Source organism: Bacillus sp. LL01 (assembly GCF_001037965.1).
The window spans coordinates 432788-451195 of the sequence record NZ_LFEL01000004.1; the positions used below are offsets into that span (position 1 = coordinate 432788).

The 18408-nt window shown below is 41.8% G+C and carries 16 protein-coding genes; 3 read left to right on the forward strand and 13 right to left on the reverse strand.

The window, feature by feature from the left end; genetic code table 11:
* The first annotated feature begins 30 nt into the window (after positions 1 to 30).
* A complete protein-coding gene (locus tag AB685_RS14635; protein WP_047971322.1) occupies positions 31 to 933 on the forward strand; it encodes a GNAT family N-acetyltransferase in 903 nt (300 codons plus the stop codon).
* A gap of 488 nt (positions 934 to 1421) precedes the next feature.
* Here AB685_RS14635 and AB685_RS14640 read toward each other — a convergent pair whose 3' ends face one another.
* From AB685_RS14640 to AB685_RS14665, 6 genes are all read right to left on the reverse strand, one after another.
* Complete coding sequence (locus AB685_RS14640) at positions 1422 to 2423, reverse strand: DUF3231 family protein (RefSeq protein WP_047971323.1); 1002 nt, start codon at positions 2421 to 2423, stop codon at positions 1422 to 1424.
* 627 nt (positions 2424 to 3050) lie between these two features.
* Complete coding sequence (locus AB685_RS14645; protein WP_047971324.1) at positions 3051 to 3902, reverse strand: VOC family protein; 852 nt, start codon at positions 3900 to 3902, stop codon at positions 3051 to 3053.
* 421 nt (positions 3903 to 4323) lie between these two features.
* Complete coding sequence (locus AB685_RS14650) at positions 4324 to 4833, reverse strand: DinB family protein (RefSeq protein ID WP_047971325.1); 510 nt, start codon at positions 4831 to 4833, stop codon at positions 4324 to 4326.
* Between the two features lie 26 nt (positions 4834 to 4859).
* A complete protein-coding gene (locus AB685_RS14655) occupies positions 4860 to 5264 on the reverse strand; it encodes a DUF1761 domain-containing protein (protein ID WP_047971423.1) in 405 nt (134 codons plus the stop codon).
* A 108-nt stretch (positions 5265 to 5372) separates the two neighbouring features.
* The gene (locus AB685_RS14660; RefSeq protein WP_047971326.1) at positions 5373 to 6137 is read right to left on the reverse strand and encodes a helix-turn-helix domain-containing protein; all 765 of its coding nucleotides are present in this window, start codon (positions 6135 to 6137) and stop codon (positions 5373 to 5375) included.
* Positions 6138 to 6294: 157 nt separating this feature from the next.
* Entirely contained in the window at positions 6295 to 7722 is a 1428-nt protein-coding gene (locus tag AB685_RS14665) for an alanine/glycine:cation symporter family protein (protein WP_047971327.1), read from the reverse strand.
* A gap of 356 nt (positions 7723 to 8078) precedes the next feature.
* Between AB685_RS14665 and AB685_RS14670 the strand changes: the two genes are divergently transcribed.
* Positions 8079 to 8261, forward strand: a complete 183-nt coding sequence (locus AB685_RS14670; protein ID WP_047971328.1) for a hypothetical protein — start codon at positions 8079 to 8081, stop codon at positions 8259 to 8261.
* 758 nt (positions 8262 to 9019) lie between these two features.
* On the opposite strand, the gene AB685_RS14675 is transcribed toward AB685_RS14670, so the two are convergent.
* Genes AB685_RS14675 through AB685_RS14690 form a run of 4 tightly spaced genes read right to left on the reverse strand, consistent with a single transcriptional unit; the run spans position 9020 to position 12911 of the window.
* On the reverse strand, positions 9020 to 10033 hold the full coding sequence (locus tag AB685_RS14675) for a dipeptide ABC transporter ATP-binding protein (RefSeq protein ID WP_047971329.1): 1014 nt from the start codon (positions 10031 to 10033) through the stop codon (positions 9020 to 9022).
* A complete protein-coding gene (locus AB685_RS14680) occupies positions 10026 to 11048 on the reverse strand; it encodes an ABC transporter ATP-binding protein (RefSeq protein WP_047971330.1) in 1023 nt (340 codons plus the stop codon). The genes AB685_RS14675 and AB685_RS14680 overlap by 8 nt, the downstream gene beginning before the upstream one ends.
* 15 nt (positions 11049 to 11063) lie before the next feature.
* Positions 11064 to 11990, reverse strand: a complete 927-nt coding sequence (locus tag AB685_RS14685; protein ID WP_047971331.1) for an ABC transporter permease — start codon at positions 11988 to 11990, stop codon at positions 11064 to 11066.
* 21 nt (positions 11991 to 12011) lie between these two features.
* Positions 12012 to 12911 (reverse strand): ABC transporter permease, encoded by a 900-nt coding sequence (locus AB685_RS14690; protein WP_047971332.1) that lies wholly within the window; start codon positions 12909 to 12911, stop codon positions 12012 to 12014.
* A gap of 373 nt (positions 12912 to 13284) precedes the next feature.
* Here AB685_RS14690 and AB685_RS14695 point away from each other — a divergent pair, with 373 nt between their 5' ends.
* A complete protein-coding gene (locus AB685_RS14695; RefSeq protein ID WP_047971333.1) occupies positions 13285 to 14886 on the forward strand; it encodes a glutathione ABC transporter substrate-binding protein in 1602 nt (533 codons plus the stop codon).
* A gap of 479 nt (positions 14887 to 15365) precedes the next feature.
* Here the strand turns inward: AB685_RS14695 and AB685_RS14700 are convergent, their stop codons facing one another.
* The 3 genes from AB685_RS14700 to AB685_RS31320 form a co-directional block, all read right to left on the reverse strand.
* Complete coding sequence (locus AB685_RS14700) at positions 15366 to 16625, reverse strand: ATP-binding protein (RefSeq protein WP_047971334.1); 1260 nt, start codon at positions 16623 to 16625, stop codon at positions 15366 to 15368.
* A gap of 121 nt (positions 16626 to 16746) precedes the next feature.
* Complete coding sequence (yhbH, locus tag AB685_RS14705) at positions 16747 to 17916, reverse strand: sporulation protein YhbH (protein ID WP_047971335.1); 1170 nt, start codon at positions 17914 to 17916, stop codon at positions 16747 to 16749.
* Positions 17917 to 18213: 297 nt separating this feature from the next.
* On the reverse strand, positions 18214 to 18369 hold the full coding sequence (locus AB685_RS31320) for a hypothetical protein (RefSeq protein WP_157860723.1): 156 nt from the start codon (positions 18367 to 18369) through the stop codon (positions 18214 to 18216).
* Positions 18370 to 18408 lie beyond the last annotated feature (39 nt).

The window sequence follows — 18408 nt, forward strand, 5'->3', positions numbered from 1 at the left end:
CCTGGGCTTTTTTATGAGAGGATGAATCAGATGACATTAAAGATAGTGAACGCCACTGCGAGGGATACCATTGATTCAACGGCTGAATTTATCAGCATGCTGAATGGAAATGCAGAAACCCATATCGGGTATTGCGGTAAGAAAAAAGAGGAGATCGCTTCCACCTTACGAGACGAATTTACAGACGTTCCTTATGAAAAATCCTTTGTACTGGCATATGAGGGAGATACTCTTGCTGGTTCAATTGGATTTGATGCGGATTTGGAGCAAAGATCGGCGGAGGTCTGGGGCCCGTTTGTAGCCAGGGATGATTTGGATCTGGAGTCACTATTATTTCAGCAGATGTTGAAATTAATTCCATCCAAAGTGGACAAGCTCTATCTCTTTCCCAACAAGAAAAATGTACTTGCCAAAAAATTAGCATCTACCAATGAATTCATTTTGAAGAGTGAGCAGACTATCTTGAATATGGATCGAACAGGTGGAAACTACGCAAAACATCCAATACTAGAGGAAATATCTCCAAAACAATACAAAGAGATGATTGATCTACACAATCGCACCTTCCCCAAAACATATTATGACGGGGAACAAATAATCCAACGAATGACTGAGCATCGAAAAGTTTTTGTTGTAAAAAAAGAAGACCATTTGGCCGGCTATATTTATGTAGAAGTGGAACCGGAGTTCTCTGAGGCGAGTATTGAGTTTTTTGCAGTGGATGAACGTTTTCAAGGGGAAGGGATTGGCACTGAACTTTTGAAGTGTGCGGTTGCTTGGATTTTTTCTTTTAAGCAGATGGACTCCCTTCAATTATGTGTGAATACCACAAACTCAAATGCCATCAGGCTCTACCAGAAAGCCGGATTCCAACTTGATGCGGAGCTTGACCATTACGAAAAGAACTTGAAGTTGAGTGCTGCTAAAGTATAGCTATGCTTCATCTCAAGCAAGCAGATGTTGGAGTCCTGATATGTAAATGTTTCCTAAGACAGTTGATCTCCGTTCCAGGCGCTTCGCTTTCCGCGGGCGGTCCGGGAGCTTCCTCGGTTCGCGCGGAGGGCACTGAAAAACTGAAAACGAATTGTTTTTAATGGTTTCTAGCTGTGGATTGGAGCAAATAGCGTAGACTCCTTGAAAATGCGAGCATTTTCTGCGTGCGATGTATCGCTGCCGTAGCCTTCCTTGTCCTGCAGGGGAGTAGCGACAATTTTGAGACCCCGCAGGGCGCAGCCCGAGGAGGCTCAAAGTCGCCCTCTGGATAAGCGAAGCTATTTGCGGAAATCAACAGTGGTGTTTACCCAAGAACTAATATTCAGTACTTTTTCAGTGGCCTCGCTCGCGCGTGCGGGGTCTCTCCTGTCCCTTCCTCCCACAGGAGTCTGCGCGCCTTACACTGCAATCAACTAAATTTCCGCATCCTATTCCTGCAGCTTTTTTCTGTCTAGGGATTGTGGCGGTTGCTCTAGCCAGCCCCTTTTAATGAGCAATTCCAGACCATCTTCTCCATATTTTGCGACATCCACGATAATGGATGAGTAGTGCATAGTAAGGTCTTTTCGCATCGAAGTTGACATGGCATATGCCAATAGGTAAAGTCCGGTGGAACTTGTAGTGGTAATCAGAAACAGGATCAACTTATCTGAAAACGGGGATATTTTGGAGTCTGTGACTTCCATGCTCACAGGGATATTTCCAAGGTGGTTCTCCTGTTTCAATACCGAGTTGAAGACCTCCACCTGTTTTTCCGCAAGCTCCTTGCCTTTTTCCAAATACTCCTTTATTTCCTTATCTTTCATTACTTGCGTTAGCCCCATAAGCATCACCATTCCTATGTAATTGCGCTCAATCACATAGAATATCTCACCAAGCTCCATTACATTTAACGGTCTCTTCTCCCCAAACCAAGTCCCTAGGATGGTCTGTTGTTCCTGAATATACTGAACTGCCTTTGGATACGGAATTTTTGGTGGGCGATCATAAATCCCCTTCGCCAACATCAAGTCAAGCGCATGCCGATAATGCTTAGTTGATGTTTTCAGACACTCGCTAAAAAATGCAACAACATCACTTCTAGCAATCTTGGTCAGCACAGTTGCATAATAAGGAACCGTCATCTGGCCAACCCTATAGGTAAAACTCAGGGCAAAAAGATCAGTATATAGAGGAGGTGCGGACATATTTATATCCTTGTCTGAAAAGCCATCTGGTACCGGGAATCCCTCTTTTATAAAAATCTTCTCTATCTCTTCGTTATACCTTTGCTCCAAATATAAAGACTCCTTGACCACATGCTCAATCTCCGAGTCTTCCATCTGTTGCAGAAAGTGCTTATAAAAACATATTGTGGTGCTATTCTGTATGTAGGTTGTCCATAATGCCGCAATCTCCGGCGTTGTAAGTTGAATGTTATGCTCTTTCATAGATAGCTCCCATTATACCTGTAGTTACCTTTATCATGTGTCAGTTAGTGGAAGAGTATTCAATTTACTATGCTATATCTCAATAGGAGTCAAAGTCGCACAAATTCCAACAGCTAAATAAAAAAAACGGGCAAACCACCAGGCCCTTTTAAAGCTAAAAAATTTTAGTAGATTGGTTAATCGCCGCTGTTCCTTTCCGCAAATAGCTACGCTTACCACAGGGCGATCTTGAGCCTCCTCACAAACGCTTGAGGGGTCTCAAGATTGTCGCTTCTCACCCGTAGGACAAGGAAGGCTCCGGAAGCGATACATCTCATGCAGAAAAATGCTCGCATTTTCAAGGAGTCTCCGCCATTTGCTCCAATCCACAGCTAGAATTCTTAAGTAAGTTAGGATCATGGCTATTTCAGTCCCTTTATATTAGAAGGGGGTTTCGTTATTCAATCGGTGAATGAAACCACCTAGTTGATTGTAGTGGAAGGCGCGCAGACTCCCGCGGGAGGAAGGGACAGGTAAGACCCCGCAACGGAGTGAGGAGGCTTACGGACCGCCCGCAGGAAAGCGAAGCGCCTGGAACGGAAATCAACGGAATTATAAACTTATTCTTCGAAAAAAAGGGGTCTGACGTTATACCAATCTAATTTTATTTCCTGATGGGTCTTCCGTGAAATAATCTCCATTGTCCTGATAGACTTTAGCACCAAATGATTTCAGCGTTTCTACCACATTCCTCTTCTTTCCTTCACTAGGAACAACCAACGTGAACCACTCTAGTCCAACCGTGTTCTCATCAGGTGCACCTGCGCCAACACCATTCCAAGTGTTAAGACCAATATGATGATGGTAACGTTCTGTTGAAATAAACAATGCCTGCCCGCCATAGCGGGTGACCACTTCATACCCGAGCGCTTTTGTATAGAATTCCTCTGTTTCTTTAAGTTGTGAAACATGTAGATGAATATGCCCCATGACCGTAGTCTTTGGAAGCCCTTGCCATGGTCTGTCCTGCCCTTCTTTCAACAATGCTTCAACATCAAGCGCCACAGAGGACATTTCCACCTCCCCATCATCCCATTTCCACTGACCTGCAGGACGGTCCGTGTAGATTTCAATTCCGTTCCCATCCGGATCTGCAAGATAGAGTGCTTCGCTAACAAGATGATCAGAGGCACCTTGCAGTTTAACCTTGCTATCAATGAAATGATGTATCATGCTTCCAAGGTCCGCTCTTGCAGGCAAAAGTATTGCGAAATGATAAAGCCCTGTTGTCCGGTGTTGCTTCGGTTGAATGTTTTCCGGTTGCACAATCGTTAATAGTGCAGTTGCACCATCAGCAGTAAACGTAGCTTTGTCTTCACTTTGATCTAGTAGCTGAAATCCTATGACTTCTGTATAGAACTTGATAGAGCGTTGTAGATTTTGCACTTTTATTCTTACTTCACCTACATAAGTTGCTGGATATTGATGAAAATGTTTCATAAATAATAACCTCCTGATAGAAACTCTGAATATAAATATCTCGAATTAAAGATATTTTATCACATTAGCTATTATTTTCATACAAATTAATTCTATAATTGTAACTTATTGAAGATGATTTAAAGAAGGCCTGATATTAGATAAATGCCAGACCCTAACGTTTGAAGTATAAATAGGCTCTTTTCTCAAAGATTGTTGCTATTCACTAGTAAAAAATCGGCCTTTGGATTTTTTACCAAGAAAAATCGGCCTTTGGATTTTTCACAGCTCATCGACTCTAAATCAGGCATGCAGTCTATCCCGTATCGCGAGGAAAAGAGCACGATAGCAAGGAATATAACGGTTGGTCTATAAATACGAAAAAGCAACAAAGTTTACGAAAACAGCCTATAAATAAGATACGAAAACAAATTTATTTGTCTTACATCTGGTGGTTTGCTTCCGTCACTTTATTCCACAAGTCCTCTGTTCCAACTGCCCGCTTGATGGTATTAATAGTCCCCTGATGCAATCCTTCATGCCATATAGCAAAGTTCAATAGCTCCCCAACAGTTCTTAGCTCATAATTTCCCAATTTGAACGGCTGTCGAATCGGTTCTTCTAGCTTTCCGGCAAAGTCCTTTTGGATACGGGTAGGCTGGGCCACTAAATATTCCCTCAATTCTTGAAGGGACGGAGCTTCCGCTTCCCAATTGAGTGGGCTTGATCCCATTCCGAACAGTTCCAAATAAAGCTCTGGCACTTGATGTTCTTTGCCAATGAAAGGATAAAGCACCGTATCATGCGAAACAAAAATGTGACCGAGATTCCACCTGATGGAGTTTCTCACGCCACCTGGCATCTCATCAGCAAGCCTTTCAGTTGTTGCATCCAACGCTGCAATGGTTCTGTTTCGTACAAACTGCATCTGCTTAAATAGCATTTCCTCCATGAATTCATCCCCATTTCAAAATTTTTTCAGGACCAGATTCCAAGTATCCATCCCATTAGCGAAAAAGTCACAATATGATACCCTGCATCAATAAAAAACAGCTTCAACGGTTTGCGCTCGAAAAGATAAGTGATTCCCAAAGCTGCGGCAACATAAAATGCACCTGCCATAAAACCGGCAAACAAACCAAAACTCCCCGAACTTTCAGGACCGATAAACATGGCTAAAGAAAAAGAAATGATAATTGCCAAAACAAACGCACCGCCAAAGACTCTACCCACTGACTTTTTCAATTCGTCCTCCGTAAAGTTATGTATATTCATCCAAGTCTTGCCGAAAAGAACGGAATACCAAAGCCCACCTATAAAAAAAGCGGATAAAGCCGCCACTAGCACAGCCCAATAGTTGATGCTCCCAATGACATCTTGCATCTCCAAAATCTTCACCTCCTCCCCCACTTATAATAAAAGAATGGTGAATTTATGCATTGTAAAAAACGGACATACTATAAAAAATTATTGGATTCTACCGCTCTCCTCTTAGTATTCTTCTGGAGTCATTCCCGAAAACCTCTTAAATTCCTTGATAAAATGTGATTGATCATAGAAACCCAAATCAATAAGTGACCTGAAGTCCTCTTCATCCGATTGTGAATAGAGATGGCTGAACGACTTTTCAAATCGGAAAATTCTAGCCAGGAGCTTAGGAGTCATTCCCAAGTGATCATGGCAAACCCTCCCTAAATGACGTTGCGAAACACCTAGCTTGTCTGCAAGAAGGGAAATGGATTGTTCAGGATGTGTCTTCAGATAGCGAGTAATCTCCATCATCAGCTTAATCTGTTTTACTTTTGAATGGTCCATGCTCTTTACTAAAAACTGATCCAGATTGGAAAATATCCGTTCCGTAGAGGTGGCTTGATAGATGCTTTCAAACAACTCGTCATAAACTTTTCCTATTATTTCATTTAATGGCTCCACCACGTTTACCGTTTCGCTGACAGGCAGATTTAAAAATGGAAAAAGTCCGTTTGGGTGAAATCTAATACCTATTAAATTTGACCTTCCATGATACGAGATATGTAACGGTTCATGCTGTATCCCAGATAACCAGGACTGTTTCATTCTATTAGTTTGGCGATTTACGACGGTGTAGTTTCCATCAATGGCAAATATCATTTCAATTTTCCCATTGGGGAGAATGGTTTCTCTCTTTGGGATTGGTCCTGCATCCAATTGGACGTGCCAAAAAGCCTCCACCCATGGGACTAAAATAGGACTTGGCTTTCTAGTTCGATAAAGCATGTGCAGTCACCTTCTCATTGAATCAGTTTCGATTTTTCCTACCATTATCTAGTTTAGCATCTCATAAGGTAGGTGGGAACGACTATGATAAATACGAGTTCTACCATAAACACTAAAAAAGCCACCGGATCACATGTGATCCAGCAGCTCCACTTACTTATGCACCTTTTTCGTCAGCTAGGGTCGATGCTTCTTCCTTTTCCCAGCATTCTGTATTCTTCAATCCGTCAATATTACTCGCATAGAATACAGGATCCTTTCCTTCTTTACGCTGCTTCAAATAATCCTTCAGAACAGCTAGGGCAATTTTTCCGATAAAGGCTAAAGCCACCAAGTTGGTGATTGCCATCAATGCCATGAACAGGTCAGCCATGTTCCACACCATGCTAAGGCTGGCAACAGAACCGAAAATGATCATTCCTAACACCGCAAATCGGAAAATCATGATAGCAACTTTGCTTTCTTTGATAAATTCAATATTGGATTCACCATAATAGTAGTTTCCGATAATGGAACTGAAGCAGAATAGCAGAATCGCAATAGCAATAAAGATGCTTGCCCATGGTCCTACATGTTCAGCCAGTGCCACTTGTGTCAATTGAATCCCTTCCATCTCCGCTCCACCAGGAATCCCAGCAAGTAAAATGATGAATGCTGTTGCACTACAGATTAGGATGGTATCTACGAATACTCCAAGTGTCTGGATGAAACCTTGCTTGGCAGGGTGACTTACATCCGCAGTTGCTGCTGCAACCGGGGCACTACCCATACCAGCTTCATTGGAGAACAATCCGCGTTTGACACCATTCATGATGGCAGCACCGATACCTCCGGCTACCGCTTCGTTCAATCCGAAGGCACTGGAGACGATGACACCGATCACTCCTGGAATTTCACCCAAGTTCAATGCGATGACATACAAAGCTAGCAATAAATAGGAAACGGCCATAACAGGCACGACAATTTGCGAAACTTTAGCAATTCGTTTTACCCCACCGAAGATTACCAATGCAACAATACCCGTCAGCACTAGTCCAAGTGCCAAACGGTTCACACCGAACGCTTCGTGGAATGCGACAGTGATGGTATTTGCCTGGACGGATGTAAACGCCAATCCGAAACAGAACGTGATCAGAACCGCGAAAAGAATTCCCATCCAGCGTGCTCCCATAGCCTTTTGCATATAGTAGGCTGGTCCACCTTTAAATCCGCTCTTATCCTTCACTTTGTACACCTGTGCGAGCGTACTCTCAATAAAGCTTAAGGAAGCGCCGAACAGGGCCACCACCCACATCCAGAAAACAGCACCAGGTCCTCCAAGTGATATGGCGATTGCCACACCGGCAAGGTTACCTGTCCCGATTCGGGTTGCTGCACTGATACAAAATGCTCCGAATGAAGATACTCTTTTTTTCGTTTCGTTGGAGGAAGGACTTTCCTTCAGAAGACGAAGCATCTCCCCTAACTGGGTAAACTGTACAAACTTTGATTTCAAAGAAAAGAAGATTCCAAGGCCAACCAATAGTGCAATAAGAACATATGACCAAAGAATTTCATTACTCCACTCGATTATTATGTCTATCATGCTGTTCACACCTTTTCCTTTAGATTCAAAACACTTGCAATATTGGCAACGCTTCCATTATTTGTTTCTAATAAAAAGATTTAATAGAAAAGCTTAAAAGTTTTCCTATTAAATATTTCTATTAATAAAATACACACTATTACAGACCAGAAGCGTTTACCTTCCAAGTGTTATATAATACTTTTATAACTTTATCACTATGCTAAAATAGTTTCAACAATAATTACTGAATTAAATATTTTCGCTATTTTCAGACATAAATCACTTTTACCATTTTGCAAAAATTTCATATTACCTTTCTTGGCAGAAATAGTTTATACTGAATCTACTAGCAAAGACCATTAGGAGGAATCTATATGACAGAAAGTAATGAACCAAAGAAGATCAGCCTGCAAGAAGCAATGAAAAAGCAATTGGAAAACAAAAAGAAACAGGCAGCTGGCGGCAAAGGAAACTTTAACGGTCCACAAGGCACGCAAAAGATGAAAAGCCAACAAACGAAAAAGCCTAGCAACACCAGAAGAAAGATGGGCGTTTAAAGTTTATGTATAGTCAATAAATAAAAAGCAGTAAGAGGGGCTAGTTACATTCCACTTACTGCTTTTTATTTATTGGCAAGTGTTCCCATGAAGGTGTTAATCTAGTTCCTTGTCTAGTAGGCTTGGAACTCATGCTCCCGGAATAAGCAGACATAGGCCGAGTGAATAAGGTAGAAAGTGCATTTTGCTCTTCATACAACCCCTTTGACACCCGGATTTCAAACTCCGTGTCAATTTCGGGCTCCATACAACCCCTTTGACTCCCGGATCTCAAACTCCGTACCTATTTCGGGCTCCATACAACCCCTATGACTCCCGGATCTCAAACTCCATATCTATTTCGGGATTCATTCACCCCCTATGACTCCCGGATCTCAAACTCCATACCCTATTTCGGGCTTCATACAACCCCTATGACTCCCGGATCTCAAACTCCATACCTATTTCGGGCTCCATACAACCCCTATGACTCCCGGATCTCAAACTCCGTACCTATTTCGGGCTCCATACACCCCCTATGACTCCCGGATCTCAAACTCCGTACCTATTTCGGGCTCCATACACCCCCTATGACTCCCGGATCTCAAACTCCGTACCTATTTCGGGCTCCATACAACCCCTATGACTCCCGGATCTCAAACTCCATCCCTATTTCGGGCTCCATACGTAACATCCTAACTCAACATCGCTATTACAATGAGCGACAAACATCAAAAAACCACCCTCAATAACAGCTGAGAGTGGTTTATCCATAACTATTAATAATTTGTCTTCAATTGAGAGAAATCAACAGCACCATCTTCCACCAAGTGGCAAGCGGATTGCTGATTCACACCAGGAATCGCATGAAGCTTCGGCTCTTCCGTTCTGCAGCGGTCGAACGCATATGGGCAACGCGTATGGAAACGGCAACCAGCAGGCGGATCGATTGGAGAAGGAACGTCGCCTTTCAAGATGATACGTTCTTTCTTTTTACCTAGATCTGTACTAGGAATAGCAGATAATAATGCTTTTGTATAAGGGTGCTGTGGATTTGCGAAAAGCGCATCTTTATCAGCAATCTCCACAATTTTCCCCAAATACATAACAATGATTCTATCGGATATATGACGTACAACCCCAAGATCATGAGAGATGAATAAATACGTAAGATTGAATTCACGTTGTAATCTTTTCAGCAGGTTCAGAACCTGTGCTTGAATGGATACGTCTAACGCAGATACAGCTTCGTCACACACTATTAACTTCGGATCTACGGATAACGCGCGCGCAATTCCGATACGTTGACGTTGCCCTCCACTAAATTCATGGGGGTGACGGTCAACCTGATGAGCACCGATACCAACTGTTTCAAGCAAGTCCACAATCTTTTTACGTCGTTCTTTACGAGGGACAACATTTTGGATTTCCAATGCTTCCTCCAAGATCTGGCTTACTGTCTGACGGGGGTTTAGAGACGCGTACGGATCCTGGAATATAATCTGCAGGTCCTTGCGTTTTTTTCTCATCTGGGACTTGCTTAAAGCTAGTAAGTCCTCCCCTTGGAAGCTCACTTCCCCGGCATAAGGATTATCTAGGCGAAGAATAGCACGGCCTGTCGTGGACTTTCCACAGCCGGATTCCCCTACGATACTGACCGTTTCCCCTTCTTTGACGCTGAAGCTGATATCATCCACCGCTTTTACATGGTTGACGGTTCTACCGAAGACTCCACCTTTAATTGGAAAGTATTGTTTAAGGTTTTTCACTTCTAATAATGTTTGATTACTCATGGCTAGCAGCAACCTCCTCATCTTCCCACTTATCTGTATAGATCCAGCAACGAACTTGATCTCCGTCTTCCGTTTCTTTCAAGTCAGGCAGACTGCTTAGGCAAATGTCCTTCGCATGCGGGCAACGTGGTGCAAAACGACATCCCTGTGGCAGGTTAAATGGACTTGGCACAGATCCATCAATAACAGATAGGTCTCCTTCCACATCTTGATCATGCTTTGGAACGGAGTTTAATAGACCGACAGTGTACGGGTGTTTAGGGCTTGAGAAGATGGTTTGGACATCTGCATATTCCACCACTTTACCACAATACATAACGGCAACCTTGTCACACATCTCGGCAACCACTCCAAGGTCATGGGTGATTAGCATAAGGGAAGTCCCAAGCTCTTCTTGTAATTTTTTCATCAGATCCAGAATTTGCGCTTGAATGGTTACATCAAGTGCGGTAGTCGGTTCATCGGCAATCAACAGCTCAGGATTACATGCAAGGGCAATGGCGATCATGACACGTTGGCGCATCCCGCCAGACAGTTCGAACGGATATTGTTTTGCACGTTTCTCCGGAGAAGGGATACCAACAAGACGAAGCATATCCACCGCTTTCACCCAAGCAGCCTTGCGACCAAGCTTTTGGTGAATTCGGACGGATTCTGCAATCTGCTCTCCACAGGTCAATGTCGGATTCAATGAGGTCATCGGCTCCTGGAATATCATTGAAACATTGTTTCCACGGATCTGCATCATTTGCTTTTTGGTTTTATCTAATAGGTTCTCCCCTTTGAAAATAACTTCACCGCCTACTACTTTACCAACAGGCTCCTGAAGTAAACGTAAAATGGAAAGGGAAGTAATACTTTTACCGGAACCTGACTCCCCGACAATACCAAGTGTTTTTCCTTTTTCTATGGAAAAATCAACTCCATCAACAGCCTTTACTTCCCCTTCATCTGTAAAAAAGGAAGTACGCAAGCCTTTCACTTCTAATATTTTATCTTTCTTTGTTGTTGTCATTTTCTTCACCGTCCTTTAGTTAAGGTCTATACGTTTGTTTATTAAACGGTATGTGATATCCACCAGGAAGTTTACAAATACGAACAGAACCGTACAGACAAGGATTGTTCCTTGTACCATCGGGAAGTCACGCATTGTAATGGAACTGATAATTAATCGTCCCAATCCATTAATGGCAAACACTGTTTCTGTAATTACCGCTCCGCCCAGCAATCCACCAAATTGCAAACCTACTACGGTAACAACCGGAATCAATGCATTACGTAAAGCATGCTTATAGATGACCAATTTATCGCTGACACCTTTTGCATATGCGGTACGGATATAATCCTGGTCAATAACGTCCAGCATACTGGATCGTGTCATACGCGCGATGATCGCCGCTCCACCAGTACCAAGTGTTAGAACAGGTAAAATCATCTGCTTCCAGTCATTGCCCCAACCTGCAACAGGCAAGACGCCCAAGTTTACAGAGAAGAAATAGATAAGCATAATACCTAGCCAGAAGTTAGGCATGGAAATACCAAACAACGCAACAATCATTAAAGAGGTATCTGCAAATGTGTATTTTCTAGTTGCGGATACAATACCTGCAATCAATCCAAGAATGACGGAAAGAATAGTTCCCCAAATCGCCAATTCAACGGTAATCCAGAACCTGCTTGTAAAAATCTCTGATGTAACGTCACGGTTCGTACGGATGGAAGTTCCCAAATCCCCCTGAATCGCATTTCCGATATAGCTGAAGTACTGAACATATAATGGATCATTCAATCCCAATTTATCACGCATCGCTTCAATCTGTTCCGGGTTTGCCTGCTCCCCCGCCATAATCTGGGCAGCATCCCCTGGAATCAAGTGCATCATCATAAAAACTGCTAATGTAACACCAAACATTACCGGAATTGTTTGGAAAAGTCTTCGAATGATATATATCAACATGTTAGTTCACCTTCTTCTCCATTATTTTTTCGCTTTAGGATCTAATGCATCACGCAGTCCGTCACCCATCAAGTTGAATCCGATAACAACCAGCAAAATGACAAGTCCAGGGAATAGCGTGATATGAGGAGCCTGAGCAATATAAGAACGTCCTTGACTCAACATGGCACCCCACTCTGCAGTAGGTGGTCTTGTACCCATTCCAAGGAAGGAAAGAGCACTTGCTGTAATAATGGCAGAAGCAATATACAACGTTGCTTGTACAATAATCGGTGACATAATATTCGGTAAAATATGCTTGAAAATAATTCTAAAGTCTTTCGCACCCATCGCCCTGATTGCGTCAATATATTCTAATTTCTTCACACTGAGTGTAGAACCACGGACAATCCTAGCAAAGGACGGTATCGCATAAAATGCAACAGCGACAATAACGTTTCTTGTACTTGCTCCAAGAACACTTACGATAGCCAAAGCAAGAAGTATCCCAGGAAAAGCCAATAATACATCACAAATCCTCATGATAAGGGAATCCACCCATCTACCATAGTAACCGGATACAATTCCAAGTGTGACACCTACAACCGCACCAAGAATGGTAGATAAAAACCCTATCCCCAATGAAATTCTTGCACCAAAAAGTAAACGACTGAAAATATCACGTCCTACATCATCCGTACCCAAGTAATTTTCAGCTGATGGCCCTTGAAGCTTATTCATTACATTAGTTGTATTCGGATCATGTGTCGCAAGTAAGGGGGCAAATATACCCATCAAAATAACAAATATAATAATAAAGGCACCAGCCATGGCAGCTTTATTTTTTGCCAGCTTCTTATAGAAAGATCTCCATCGAACCGATTTCGTATTTTCAATAGTAACTGGAACTCCTGTTGTCGTTTGTGCTTGTGGTTGATCCATACGCTCTTCTCATCCCTTCATCTCTTTGTAACAAACTTAATATTTCTAAATATTCAACACAACTAGATACTATAATAGCTATTAATTCGTAATATTACAATAGTTTTAAAGAGTCTTAGCATACTTAATTTTATGATTAGTAGATTTTTTACATAGATTTGGCTTTCATTATATGCATGAAAAAATTAACAAAAACGTAATATTCAATTGTATTTTCCTTTAAATTATTACAAAAATAATAAATTTATTAAAATTCTTGTAAAACAACTCTTGTGAATTTTCAGTTTTTGAATTATGATAATAAGCAATCATGGCTTTTCCATTGATTACAATCTTGTAACAAAAACCAAAATCTTCAGGGGGGTAATTTTACATGAAAACAAAAAAGAATGTGTTTATCATGCTTCTGCTTTCACTTATGCTAGTTCTTTCAGCATGTAGTGGTGGTAACAGCAGCACACCGACTAACGGAAACGGAAACACTAACACCGGTTCAGGTGATGGTGAAGAAGTTGCAGGACAAGAAGGCGGAGAATTAGTGTATGTAGTTTCATCTGACGCTCCAACACTTGATCCACACGGAATGAACGATACTGCAACAACTAACGTAACAACTCAACTATTTGACCGTTTAACTGCTTATGAAGGAGACGGAACTGTAGTACCTTCCTTAGCTGAATCTTGGGAAGCTGTAGATGAAACTACTTGGGAATTCAAACTTCGTGATGACGTTAAATTCCATGACGGAACTGACTTCACTGCAGATGCAGTAAAAATGACGATCGAGCGCATCATCGATCCTGAATTTGCATCTCCACGTGCAGTAGTACTTAACATGATTAAAGAAGTAAATGTTGTAGATGACTACACTGTACAATTTGTAACAGAAAAGCCTTTCGCTCCACTACCAGCTCACTTAGCACATAACGCTGGTTCCATCATTGCTCCTTCTGCTATGGAAGAAGAGAACAGCGGTGGTAAGAAAGTAGACGAAAACCCAATTGGTACTGGTCCATTCGTATTCGGATCTTGGAACCGTGGTGCTGAAATCGTATTAAACAAAAACGAAAACTACTGGAATGGCGCTCCTGCCCTTGATTCCATTAAATTCGTAGTGAACGCAGAACAAGCTACTCGTGTTGCACAGCTTGAAGCTGGTGAAGCTCATGTAATTCAAGTTGGTGCTTCCGACGTTGCTCGTGTAGAAGGTTTGGAAAGTGCTGGAATCGAATTAACTCGTGTTCGCGGTACTCGTATGGACTACTTAGGATTCAACATGGAAAAAGAACCTTTCAACATTAAAGAGGTTCGTCAAGCAATCTCCATGGCTGTAAACAAAAACGATATCGTTGACGGTATCTTAGATGGTCAAGGTGTACCGGCAGTAGGACCACTTGCTCCTACAGTTGTTGGTAACTACCAAGATCTTGAGCCACTTGGATATGATGTAGAAGCTGCAAAGCAATTACTTGCTGACGCAGGATTCGAAGATGGTTTCGAAACTACTCTATATGTAAACGAAGGTTCTAAAGAACGTGCTGATATCGCAATCCTTGTACAAGACCAATTGAAACAAATTGGAATTGACGTAACAATTGAAACAATCGAATGGGGTGCATTCCTTGACGCTACTGGCGCTGGTGAGCACGAACTATTCATCTTAGGTTGGACTACTGTAACAGCTGATGCTGACTACGGTCTATACGCTTTATTCCACTCTTCTGCATTCGGTGCTCCTGGTAACCGTTCATTCTACGCTAACGACCGCGTGGATGAGTTACTTGACCTAGCTCGTTCTGAGACTGAACAATCGAAGCGTGACGAAGCGTACAAAGAAATCTCTGAGATTCTTGTAGACGAAGCTCCAATGGTTTACTTACAACATCCTGACTTTGTTTATGGAACTAATGGTGCTACCGGTCTATTTGTAGACTTCAGTGGAACTCCTTACTTCCATGGTGTGAAGTTGAAGTAATAAACAGACCCCCGACTAGTATTAGTCGGGGGTTTTCTTATGTAAAGATTCTGTTAAACACCGTTGTTGATTTTTATGTATCAAAGACTGTCACATAAAAAACTTTAGTTGACTGGTTAATCGCCGCTGTTCCTTTCCGCGGGGCGACCTTGAGCCTCCTCGGCAAGCCTGCGGGGTCTCAACATTGCCGCTACTCCCCCGCAGGAGTCTACGCCATTTGCTCCAATCCACAGCTAGAAATTACCAGAACGAAATATTAATTCTATTTTCCAGTTAAATTGGTTAGATAGATTTACGTTATCCTTTCGGTGAATGAAATTACCTTGTTGATTGTAGTGGAAGGCGCGCAGATTCCTGTGGGAGGAAGGGACTGGAAAGACCCCTGAAGCGTTCTGAGGAGGCTTTCGGACCGCCCGCGGAAAGCGAAGCGCCTGGAACGGAATTCAACAGAATAATATAATTTCTTAACTTTTCAAAAACTAGCTGCTAATGTTAGTTTCCGCCGGAAGCTTGATGGTAAAGGTCGTCCCCTTCCCCACTTCACTCTTCACTTCAATTTTACCTTGTAACAACTCAATGATTTGGAAAGATATCGTCAAACCGATTCCAGTTCCTTTATCCTTTGTAGAATAGAATGGTGTTCCCAATCTATCAACCTGTTGTGGTGTCATACCCACTCCGTCATCTATAATCTCTATTAAAACTGTTTCTCGATTACTAAAGGCATTCACAACAACGGTTCCGCCTTTTTCTACAGCTTCTATCGCATTTTTGATCAGATTGATCAGCACCTGCTTCATTTCATCCTTATTCGCCTTAATATACAGATTTTTTTCTATTTGGTGGCGGATCAGCGTATTTTTAATATTCGTATAGGTGGACATGAGCTGGATGACATGCTCCACCTCCATGGATACATTTATCCTGTTCATCCCCTGCTTATTGGGCTTAGCTAATGAAAGATAATCTTGAATGATAGATTGGGCCCTGTCCAGCTCTTCAATGGAAATATTAATATACTTTTTCTGGGAACTATTAAGATTATCATCTTGGCTCATTAACTGAAGGAAACCCCGTGTTGATGTCATCGGATTCCTGACTTCATGTGCAACCGAAGCGGCAAGCTCACTTACCACTTTCAGCTTTTCCGATCGCTGTAGTTCATGCTGCAGTTGCATTTGCATATTCAGATTTTCAATAATTAATATTGCCGTCACTAGGGAAACCCACGTAATAGCTGAAACAATCAGAGATAAAAAAATCTCACCAAGCTCATCTCTATGCATGAACCGCAGGGCCCGAGTGATTGTGACCAACAACAGCAATATGGAGATTATATATATTTTCTTTTTTAATGTCATGTTTCGATATATATTAGAGGATACCAATAGAAATACGGAAACCACGGTATAGTTCAACAGCATCACTAGAAAATTGCTCTCGCCAATGATAAACAAATAATAAAGCATGGCTATCAGTACCGTCAGTCCCGTCAACCATCCACCATACAAAAATGCCAATATAACCGGAATGATCTTTTGATCATAATAAGAGCCATCTGTTACTTCTATAGGGAAAGACATTGTACACACCAGCATTATCAATAACGTTACCAGAAAACGGTAATTTACCTTGGATGTAATTCCTGTAACTCTTTTATTCAAGAATTGATAATAAAACAGGATTGGAAACAAAATAATCAACACGTGATATAAAACATGCCCCACATTTTCAAACATAATAACGCCCCTACTAACAAAGTAATCACTATTTTTGTATCATCATAAACACTTCGACTTGCTTAGCATTTATTCCTTCTTTTATCCCATAAGAAAAACCAGCCCACTCGGCTGGTTTTAGTTAAGCAAATTTTTTATTTTGCTCTTTCTTGAAGAACTCCTTCATCGCATGAAAGACATCCGGCTTTTGCTTCAAAATATAATGCCTGAACTTCTCATCATTGACATTCTTATATGCCGACATCAACGTAGAGTGTCTGTTATACTGATTCACTTCCCCATACCCAAACATATTGGAAACCTTCATCAGCTCCGCGACCAATTTAACGCAACGCTGATTGTCTGAAGTGAGATTATCTCCATCCGAAAAGTGGAAGGGATAAATGTTGAAACGTGTAGGATTGTATTTTGTATCAATTAATTCCAGTGCTTTTCGATATGCTGAAGAACAGATGGTCCCTCCACTTTCCCCTTTTGAAAAGAAGTCCTCTTCACTGACCACCTTCGCCTCTGTGTGATGGGCAATAAACTCAATATCCACAGTTTCGTATTTCGTCCGGAGAAATCGAGTCATCCAAAAGAAAAAACTACGCGCCATATACTTTTCCCACATTCCCATCGATCCGCTCGTATCCATCATCATCAATACAACCGCTTTGGAATCCGGCTTCACCACTTCATTCCATGTTTTGAATTTGAGGTCCTCCTGATAGATTGGATGGAAGCTTGCCGTCCCTGTCATCGCATTCCGTTTATAGGCGGACATCATAGTACGTTTTTTATCTATATTCCCCATAAGACCTGTGCGTCTGATATCGTTAAATTCATAGTGCTCGATGGTGTTTTCATCACGCTCTTTTTGCTGCAGGTTCGGCAGCTCCAGCTGGTTGAATAGTGCCGCTTCGAGATCCATTAAGGACACTTCTGCCTCATAATAGTCCTCCCCGGCCTGATCTCCCGCTCCTTGCCCCTTACCTGGACCCTTTTGCTGACCCGACCCGTCCCTGGCTACAACATCCCCGACCTGACTGTCTCCATCTCCTTGGCCAACATGCTTGTTTTTGTCATAATTATAACGAATTCTGTACTCATCTAAAGACCGGATTGGAATCTTTACGACCTCTCTGCCATTGGACATTACAATGTTTTCTTCAGTAATAAGATCTGGTAAGTTATTTTTAATAGCCTCCTGGACCTTTTCCTGATGGCGTTTTTGGTCGTCGTGGCCTTTTCGATGGAGGGACCAATCCTCTTTGGACACTACAAAATTCGTATCATCTGACATTGTCATCGATATCCCTCCCTATTTAATTAATTTTACGTTTCTAGGAACCTTTTCATCACTATTTTCATAAAATATCTTGGTGAAATTTTAAGAATCCAACCTCCGTGACAATTAGGGTTGGTTACTTTATCCTATGCACACATCTCAAATAATTGACAGATTATTTAGATAATTAGGCGTGCATTTCTATTAATTAGACAAGCTTACGATGATTCTATAGTAATAATAAATTTATGCTTTGATAGGGTCGTACTATACGTTTTTAAAATGAAAAAAACCCTCCAAAGATATTGGAAGGCATTCTTACTCTTTTTCATTTTCCTTATTATTTTTATGCTGCTTCGGACTACGTTCTTTATCCGTTTTATTTTCCTTCAGCTGCTCCATTTCCTTCGCCAGCTTTTCCATCTCTTTTTCATTCGGTGCCATCGTATTTTCATAGGTTTTTTCTTTAGTCATTTTAATCACCTCTTATTCTAATAAGTTCCCCTTAATAAT